The sequence below is a fragment of the Nitrospirillum amazonense genome (genome assembly GCF_007828045.1).
Taxonomy (GTDB): Bacteria; Pseudomonadota; Alphaproteobacteria; order Azospirillales; family Azospirillaceae; genus Nitrospirillum; species Nitrospirillum amazonense_C.
In genome coordinates, this window is sequence record NZ_VITN01000081.1 from 1 (window position 1) to 1,091 (window position 1,091).

General features: G+C 65.7%; 1 protein-coding gene. It reads left to right on the forward strand.

Annotation, left to right across the window (positions count from 1 at the left end; translation table 11 throughout):
* Positions 1 to 1,091: elongation factor Tu (tuf, locus tag FBZ89_RS30655; protein WP_145754895.1), on the forward strand; the 1,091-nt coding region annotated here is incomplete at both ends.

Below are 1,091 nucleotides of genomic sequence, written 5' to 3' on the forward strand. Positions count from 1 at the left end.
GGTCACGTTGACCATGGCAAGACGTCGCTGACGGCTGCGATCACGAAGGTGCTGGCTGAGACCGGTGGCGCGACGTTCACCGCGTACGACCAGATCGACAAGGCGCCGGAAGAGAAGGCGCGCGGCATCACGATCTCGACGGCGCACGTCGAGTACGAGACGGCCAACCGTCACTATGCCCACGTCGACTGCCCCGGCCACGCCGACTATGTGAAGAACATGATCACCGGCGCGGCGCAGATGGACGGCGCGATCCTGGTCGTGTCCGCCGCCGACGGCCCGATGCCGCAGACCCGCGAGCACATCCTGCTGGCCCGTCAGGTCGGCGTGCCCGCGCTGGTGGTGTTCATGAACAAGGTCGATATGGTCGACGACCCCGAGCTGCTGGAGCTGGTGGAGCTGGAAGTGCGCGAGCTGCTGAGCAGCTACGACTTCCCTGGCGACGACATTCCGATCGTGAAGGGCTCGGCGCTGTGCGCGCTGGAGAACCGCAGCCCCGAGATCGGCCATGACGCCATCCTGGAGCTGATGAAGCAGGTCGACGCCTACATCCCGCAGCCGGAGCGTCCGGTTGACAAGCCCTTCCTGATGCCGATCGAAGACGTGTTCTCGATCTCTGGCCGCGGCACCGTGGTGACCGGCCGTGTCGAGCGCGGCATCGTGAAGGTGGGCGAGGAAATCGAGATCGTCGGCCTGAAGGCGACGGTCAAGACGACCGTGACTGGCGTTGAGATGTTCCGCAAGCTGCTGGACCAGGGCCAGGCTGGCGACAACATCGGCGCGCTGCTGCGCGGCACGAAGCGTGAGGACGTCGAGCGCGGCCAGGTTCTGGCCAAGCCCGGCTCGATCACGCCGCACACCAAGTTCGTGGCCGAAGCCTACATCCTGACGAAGGAAGAAGGCGGCCGTCACACCCCGTTCTTCACCAACTACCGTCCCCAGTTCTACTTCCGCACCACGGACGTGACGGGCATGGTCTCGCTGCCGGAAGGCACCGAGATGGTGATGCCGGGCGACAACGTGCAGGTGACCGTGGAGCTGATCGCCCCGATCGCCATGGACGAAGGCCTGCGCTTCGCCATCCGCGAGGG